The sequence below is a fragment of the Pyxidicoccus fallax genome (assembly GCF_012933655.1).
Taxonomy (GTDB): domain Bacteria; phylum Myxococcota; class Myxococcia; order Myxococcales; family Myxococcaceae; genus Myxococcus; species Myxococcus fallax.
In genome coordinates, this window is the sequence record NZ_JABBJJ010000470.1 from 1 (window position 1) to 8,052 (window position 8,052).

Annotated in this window: 3 protein-coding genes; 2 read left to right on the plus strand and 1 reads right to left on the minus strand. The window is 72.1% G+C overall.

All coding sequences use genetic code 11. The features are described 5' to 3' along the window. Positions 1-22: 22 nt before the first annotated feature. Entirely contained in the window at positions 23-4,960 is a 4,938-nt protein-coding gene (locus HG543_RS49135; protein ID WP_169351894.1) for a DNA topoisomerase 3, read from the plus strand. A gap of 370 nt (positions 4,961-5,330) precedes the next feature. After that, positions 5,331-6,725, plus strand: a complete 1,395-nt coding sequence (locus HG543_RS49140) for an MBL fold metallo-hydrolase (RefSeq protein WP_169351895.1) — start codon at positions 5,331-5,333, stop codon at positions 6,723-6,725. Positions 6,726-6,732: 7 nt separating this feature from the next. Here HG543_RS49140 and HG543_RS49145 read toward each other — a convergent pair. Next, a partial coding sequence (locus tag HG543_RS49145; protein ID WP_169351896.1) for a phospholipase D-like domain-containing protein occupies positions 6,733-8,052 on the minus strand: 1,320 nt, incomplete at its 5' end.

The window sequence follows — 8,052 nt, forward strand, 5'->3', positions numbered from 1 at the left end:
GGGCTTCATGAGGTGGGATGAGATGGGCGAGTCGCCCCGCGAGGACAGGCTCGGCAGAGGGGACGGCGCGTCGGGCCGGGCCTCGGGGCGGGCGACCGTCCTGGCGGTGCTGGCGGAGAAGCCGGCCGTGGCGCGCGACATCGCCCGGGTGCTCGGCGCCAACGAGCGCGGGGACGGCTTCCTGCGCGGCAATGGCTACGTGGTGACGTGGGCCATCGGCCACCTGGTGGGCCTGGCGCAGCCGCACGAGATTCGCCCGGACTGGAAGAAGTGGAGCCGCGCCCTGCTGCCCATGCTGCCGGGCGCCTGGCCGCTCGTGGTCTCCAAGGAGACGCACTCCCAGTTCGAGGTGGTGAAGCGGGTGCTCAACGCGCCGGAGGTGTCCACGGTGGTGTGCGCCACGGACGCGGGCCGCGAGGGCGAGCTCATCTTCCGCTACATCTACGAGGCGGCCGGGTGCCGCAAGCCGGTGCGCCGGCTGTGGGTGTCCTCGCTGACGGAGCGGGCCATCCGCGACGGTTTCCAGAAGCTGGCGGACGGGCGCGACTACGAGCCGCTGGCCGCCGCCGCCATGGGGCGCAGCCGAGCGGACTGGCTGGTGGGGATGAACCTGTCGCGCCTGTACACGCTGGCGCACGGGGGCCACGGCGAGATGCTGAGCGTGGGCCGGGTGCAGACGCCCACGCTGGCCATGGTGGTGGAGCGCGAGCTGGCCATCCGCGACTTCGTCCCCAGGGACTATCTGGAGGTGGTGGCCACCTTCGCGCCGCGCTCCAAGGCGGTGCCCGCGGGCGCGCGCTACAAGGGCACGTGGTTCCGCTCGGGGCCGGACGGCAAGCCGGTGGTGAAGCCCGGGGACAGCCCGCGCGAGGCCCGGCGGCTGGAAGCCGATGGCGTGGAGGCCCAGGCCATCATCGACCGCGTGCGCCGGGGGAGCGCGGCCATCGAATCGCTGGAGGCGGAGGAGAAGAAGATGCCGCCTCCGCTCCTCTACGATTTGACGGAGCTGCAGCGGCACGCCAACCGGCTGTATGGCTTCAGCGCGCAGCGCACGCTGGAGGTGGCGCAGGCGCTCTACGAGAAGCACAAGCTCTTGAGCTACCCGCGCACCGCGAGCCGGCACCTGTCGCGCACGGTGGCGGACACGCTGCCGGAGGTGGTGAACGCCATCCGCTCGCCCTTCGAGGAGGACCTCGCGCCGGGCACGGGCTCGCGGCCGCTGGGCAAGCGGTACGTGGACGACGGGAAGGTGACGGACCACCACGCCATCATCCCCACGCCCACGTCGCCGGACGGGGTGCGGCTGTCGCCGGACGAGCAGCGCGTCTACGACCTGGTGTGCCGGCGGCTGCTCCAGGCGTGGCACGAGGACCACGTCTGGCGCGTCACCACGGTGATTACGGCGGTGACGTCCGGTGGTGCGGCGGCGCCGGTGGTGGACCGCTTCCAGAGCACCGGTACGCAGGTGGAACGGGTGGGCTGGAAGGTGCTGGACATCGGCGGCGGGCAGAAGGCGCCGAGGCCGAAGGCGGAAGGGAAGAAGGGCGAGGACGAGGAGCGCGAGCCGGAGGACGAGCCGCAGTCGCTGCCCACGGGGCTGGAGCGCGGTCAGCCGCAGTCGGTGGAGGACGCGGAGGCGGTGAAGAAGCGCACGCGCCCGCCGCCGCGCTTCACGGACGCGTCGCTGCTGACCGCCATGGAGACGGCGGGCAAGGCGCTCGACGAGAAGGAGCTGGCGGACGCGATGCGCGAGACGGGCCTGGGCACGCCCGCCACGCGCGCGGCCATCATCGAGGTGCTGCTGGACCGCGAGTACCTGCGGCGCCGGGGCAAGGTGATGGAGGCCACGGAGAAGGGCATCCACCTCATCCAGGTGGTGCACCCGCAGGTGAAGTCCCCGGCGATGACGGGGCAGTGGGAGGCGTGGCTCCAGCGGATTGAACGCGGCGAGGGCCAGCTCGACGAGTTCCTCGACGGCATCGAGAAGTACGTCATCGAGGTGGTGGGGCAGGGACCGACCGGGCCCGTCCCCGCGCCACCGCGTGCCCTCCCGGCGGCAGGGCCGGGGGAGGGGACGCAGGCGCCCGCGTATGCGGCACGCGGCGCGTCTCACGACGCGTCTCGCGCGCCCGCGTATGGCGCGCAGGATGCAGCGACACCTCATGCGCCCCAAGGTGCACAGGCCTTCCGTGAGGGCGCATCGTCGCGCGCGTCCGCGTACGGCGCCCAGGTGTCGCATGACGGCTCGTCGCCTCGTGCGTCTGAGTACGGCGCCCATGCGTCGCATGACGGCTCGTCGCCTCGTGCGTCCGGGTACGGTGCGCAGGCGTCTCATGAGGGCCCGGGGGCTCGCGCGTCCGCGTATGGCGCACAGGCGTCCTTCCCGGAGTCCCGGGCGTCAGGCGCGCAGCGCTCGCCCTACGCCGCACCCTCCCTTCGTGCTCCCGCGCATGACGGTGGCAGCGGCGGGTCGCGCCACTCCGCCTCCAACGCGTTCTCCGACTCGGTGGTGATGTCACCGGGCCGCGCGGGAGGCCCCAGGCCCGCCAGCACCGAGCCGCTTCCCTACGGTCGGACCCACGCGGACGCGTTCAACGGGGGCGCCTCGCGGAACCCCGAATCGCGGGGCTCGTCGTGGAACGCGGGCGGATTGAGCACCGCGCCCTCTCGTGGCGCGGGGAAGAGCGCCGCGCCCTCCGCCAACCAGCGGCCGGAGCGGGTGCCTCGCGCGCCCACGCCGCCGGACCAGCTCCGGGGGCTCCTGAAGGAGGCCTTCGGCTTCTCCGACTTCCGTCCCTACCAGGAGGCCGTCTGCCGCGCCGCCACGGCGGGCGAGGACCTGCTGCTCGTCATGCCTACCGGCGCGGGCAAGTCGCTCTGCTACCAGTTGCCGGGCCTGGCGCGCGCGGGCACCACGCTCGTGGTCAGCCCACTCATCGCGCTCATGGAGGACCAGGTCCTGCGCCTTCAGTCGCTCGGCTTCGCGGCGGACCGCATCCACTCCGGAAGAGACAGGGCCACGTCGCGGCAGGTCTGCGTGGACTACCTCGAGGGCCGGCTCGACTTCCTCTTCATCGCCCCCGAGCGCCTGGGCGTGCCCGGCTTCGTGGAGTTCCTCGCGCGCCGCACCCCCGCGCTCATCGCCATCGACGAGGCGCACTGCATCTCCCAGTGGGGCCACGACTTCCGCCCGGACTACCGGCTGCTCGGCGCGCGGCTGCCGCTGTTGCGCCCCACGCCCGTGGTGGCCCTCACCGCCACCGCCACGCCGGACGTGCAGCGCGACATCGTCCAGCAGCTCGGGCTGCAAGGGGCCGGCGGCAAGGCACGCACCTTCATCCACGGCTTCCGCCGCACCAACATCGCCATCGAGGTGCGCGAGCTGAACCCTGGCGCGCGCGGCGACGCCATCCACTCGCTCCTCCAGGACGAGGAGAACCGGCCCGCCATCGTCTACGCGGCCACGCGCAAGCACGCCGAGCAGCTCGCGGACATGCTCGCGGGGGACTTCCCCTGCGCCGCGTACCACGCGGGCCTCCAGCCCGCCGAGCGCGACAAGGTGCAGGCCGAGTTCCTCAAGGGCGCGCTGGAGGTCATCGTCGCCACCACCGCGTTCGGCATGGGCATCGACAAGCCGGACGTGCGCACCGTCATCCACGCCGCGCTGCCCGCGAGCCTGGAGGGCTACTACCAGGAGCTGGGCCGCGCGGGCCGCGACGGCAAGCCCTCGCGCGCGGTGCTGCTGCACTCGTACATCGACCGGCGCACCCACGAGTTCTTCCACCGCCGCGACTACCCCGAGCCCCACGTCCTGGAGCGCATCTTCCAGTCCACGGGGACGCAGCTGGAGCCGAAGGTGGTGCTCCAGGGCCGCGTGCGCGGGGACCCCGAGGTCTTCGACAAGGCGCTGGAGCAGCTCTGGATTCACGGCGGCGTGGTGATGACGCCCGAGGAGACGGTGGCGCGCGGGCGGCCGGGGTGGATGGCCTCGTATGCCTCGCAGCGCGAGCGCAAGCTCCTGCACCTGGAGCAGATGGGGCGCTACGCGGAGGCGCACGGCTGCCGCATGAAGCAGCTGGTGTCCCACTTCGGCGACACCCAGGACTCCGGCGAGCCGTGCGGCCTGTGTGACGTCTGCGACCCCGAGTCCTGCGCCACGCTGCGCTTCGCCGAGCCCACCTCCGCGGAGCGGCACTGGCTGGAGCGCATCCTGGAGTCGCTGCGCGAGCGCGACGGGCAGGCCATGGGCCGGCTCCACCGCGAGCTGTTCGGCGAGTCGCTGCCGCGCCGTGACTTCGAGCGGCTCGCGGGTGGCCTCGTCCGCGCGGGGCTGGCGAGGCTGGACGAGGACTCGTTCGACAAGGACGGCCAGGTCATCACCTTCCAGCGCATCTCGCTGACGCCGGAGGGCCAGCGCACGCGCGAGGTGGACCCGAAGCACGTGCTCCTCCCGCTGCCGCTGGAGAAGGCCCCCAAGCGCAAGCGCGGCAAGGGCGCGGCGGCGGGCGGGACGTCCAAGCGATCCTCTCGCAAGCGCTCCTCCCGCGCGGACAAGGACGCGGGCGCGTCGCCCTGGCGCGCCGGGGCCTCGGAGTCCTCGGGCGGCCGGTCCTCCTGGAATGCGTCCCGCGAGGCGGGCGCGTCCCGGAGTGGGCGCGCGGACGTGGTCTACGACGACGAGGCCCCCACCTCGCGGCGGGGACGGCGCCAGGTGCTGAGCGACGCGGATGGGGCGGAGGCGTCACCCGCGCTGGTGGAGGCCCTCAAGGCGTGGCGGCTCGCGGAGGCCCGCAAGCGCAAGGTGCCCGCGTTCCGCATCCTCACGGACCGGGTGCTGGGCGCCATCGCCATGGCCCGGCCGGAGAACGGCGCCGAGCTGATGGCCATCCACGGCGTCGGCCCCGCCCTCACCGAGCGCTACGGCACGGAGATCCTCTCGCTCGTCTCGCGCCGGGGCTGAAAGCCGCTCCGGTTCCACGCGTCGGAGTGGGAAGCGCCGTTCCCATGGCTCCAGGGCTGAAGCCTCGCCGGAGGAGGGAAGCGCCGTTCCCATGGCTCCGGGTTGAGCGCCCCTCTCGCGGTGTCCCCGGCGCCCCACGCCTGGATGTGGGAAGCGCCATTCCCACGTCCGGTGCTCGCGTGCCCCTTGTGGACCGTACCCGGCAGCCCCGGGGAAGGGCGCTTCATGTCCGCAAGCGTGAAGGGCGGCCGGCCGAGCGGGAAATCCCTTTCGCTGCTCGGACAGGCACTGTCCCCCCGTGGGTGTCCTCTCCACCTTTCGGCCCATCCAGCGCAAGAGGAAGCGGGCGCGGGCGAGGGGGAAGCGCGAGATGGAACTCGGTTTCGAAACCATTGGGAATGCCACGGTCATCTGCCACGACAACGGTCCTGTTCTTGTGACGGATCCGTGGATGGATGGCGCGGCGTACTTCGGTAGCTGGACGCTGTCGCACGAGGTGCCCGAGGCACAGCGCGACGCCATCCAACGGTGTCAGTACGTGTGGCTGTCTCACGGCCACCCGGACCACCTGAGCATGGAGTCGCTGGAGAAGCTGCGCGACCGCACCCTCCTGGTGCCCAACCACTTCGGCAACCGCATCCGCGATGACCTGCGCGGGCAGGGCTTCAACGTCCACGTGCTGATGGACCGCACCTGGACGCAACTGTCGCCGCGCATTCGCGTCATGTGCCTGCCGGACATGAACCAGGACGCGGTGCTGCTGGTGGACGTGGGCGGGCGGCTCGTCATCAACCTCAACGACGCGGGCGACCGCGGCTGGGGCCGCTACGTGCGCAACATCGTCAGCACGTACAAGGAATCGTACCTGCTGGCGCTGTCCGGCTACGGCGACGCGGACATGATCAACTACTTCACCGAGGACGGGCAGCGCATCCTCCCGTACGCCGCGCAGAAGAACCCGGTGGGCCGCACCATCGCCCGCCAGGCGGAGTTCTACGGCGCCCGCTACTTCGTGCCTTCCAGCTCCATGCACAAGTACCAGCGCGCCGACAGCGTCTGGGCTTCCGAGTACACCACCACCCTGGCCGACTACGGCCGCGGCTTCGAGTCCCGCACGTGTGAGCTGCTGCCCGCCTTCATCCAGCGCGACTTCACGAAGGACAGCACCACGCTCATCAACCCGAAGGAGCGCGTCCTCGTCCCGGTGGACCCGAAGGAGTTCGGCGACGACTGGAGCGAGCGGCTCGAGGCCGACGAGGCGAAGGCCCTGCGCGAGTACTTCAAGGCGATTGAGCACCTGGGCACCGCCATGGACTTCCTCCGCTTCCGCGTGGGCGGCGAGGACCACGTCATCGAGTTCCACAATCGCCGCTTCCGCCGGGGCGTCACCTTCGAGGTGCCGCGCAACTCGCTGATGACGGCCGTGCGCTACCAGGTCTTCGACGACCTGCTCATTGGCAACTTCATGAAGACGACGCTGCACGGCGACTTCGGCGAGGGCAGGCTGTACCCGGACTTCAGCCCCTACGTCGCCAAGTACGCGGACAACGGCAAGGCCCGCACGCGCAACGAGCTGAAGACGTACTTCGCCGACTACCGCAACCGCGACCCGGTGGGCTTCCTGCGCGCCAAGGTGGAGGCGCACTGCGTGCGGCCCCTCCAGACGCAGTCGGCGGAGCTGTTGCGCACGCTGCTACCGGCGGACTCGGCCGCCTTCCGCGCCGCGAAGAACACCTTCTGGAAGGTGCGCCGCGCCCTGCTGTAGCGCGCCGCTAGAGGTACGGTGACAGCAGCCGGGCCAGCCCGTCCCTCAGGCGGATGGGCAGCGGCCGCGCGTCCGCCTCCTCCAGCGTGAGGGGGCGCGCGTGCGTCAGGCGCTCGTCAATCACCGCCTCCAGGCGCCGGGCCAGCTCCGTGTCGTAGCACTCCACGTTGAACTCGAAGTTGAGCCGCAGCGAGCGTGGGTCCCAGTTGGCCGAGCCGATGAAGGACCACGCCCCGTCCACCACCATGAGCTTGGTGTGGTCGAACGGCGGGGCCGTGAGGAAGACGCGGCAGCCGGGGCGCAGCACCTGCCACAGCTGCGCGCTGCTGGCCCACTGCACCACCGGCAGGTTGCCCTTCTCCGGCAGGAGCACCTCCACCCGCACCCCGCGCAGCGCCGCCACGGCGAGCGCGTTGATGAGCCCCGCGTCCGGCAGGAAGTACGGCGTGACGATGCGCACCGACGTGCGCGCCGTGGCCAGCGCGCCCATCAGCACCGTGCGCAGCGGGTCGAAGTCCTCGTCCGGGCCCTCGGCGATGCCCCGCGCCAGCGTCGGGCCCACGGGGGACAGCTCCGGGAACCACGCCTCGCCCGACAGCCGCTCGTGCGCGGTGAAGGCCCAGTCCTCGGCGAAGGTCTCCTGGAGCTGCCCCACCACCGGGCCCTCCACCCGGAAGTGCACGTCCCTGGCGGCGTGCTCGCCGGGCGCGAAGTGCTGGCGGATGTTCATGCCCCCCGTGAAGCCCACCCGCCCGTCCACCACCATGATTTTGCGGTGGTTGCGCAGGTTGGCGAACGGCAGCCGGTACGGCATCAGCGAGGGCAGGAAGCGCGCGCACCGCACGCCCGCGCGCCGCAGCCGCCCCAATATCGGCGGCCACGTGTAGCGCGAGCCCACCGCGTCCACCAGCACCCGCACCTCCACGCCGCGCTTCACCGCCGCGCCCAGGGCCTCCACGAAGCGCCGGCCCATCGCGTCGTTGTCGAAGATGTAGGTGCACAGGGACAGCGAGACGCGCGCGCCTTCAATCGCCTCCAGCATGGCGGGGTACGCGTTCGTCCGGGACTCCAGCACCGTGACGTGGTTGCCGGGCAGGAGCGGCCGGTGCACCACCGCGTTCCCCAGCCGCACCAGCGGCGCCAGGTGCGCGGCCACCGGCCATGCGCCGCCCACCGCGTCCGCGTCCGCCGGCGCCACCCCCACGGACGGCGGGAAGCGGCCATGCTCCTGCCGCAGCGTCAGCGAGCGCGCCCGGCGGCGGATGCGGTTGATGCCCAGGAGCAGGTACAGCACCGCGCCCAGCACCGGCACCAGCCACGCCACCCC

What these genes read in the sequence shown, in the direction of transcription:
- HG543_RS49135 (WP_169351894.1), top strand. Translation starts at nt 23, where the DNA reads ATGGGCGAGTCGCCCCGCGAGGACAGGCTCGGCAGAGGGGACGGCGCG.
- HG543_RS49140 (WP_169351895.1), top strand. Translation starts at nt 5,331, where the DNA reads ATGGAACTCGGTTTCGAAACCATTGGGAATGCCACGGTCATCTGCCAC.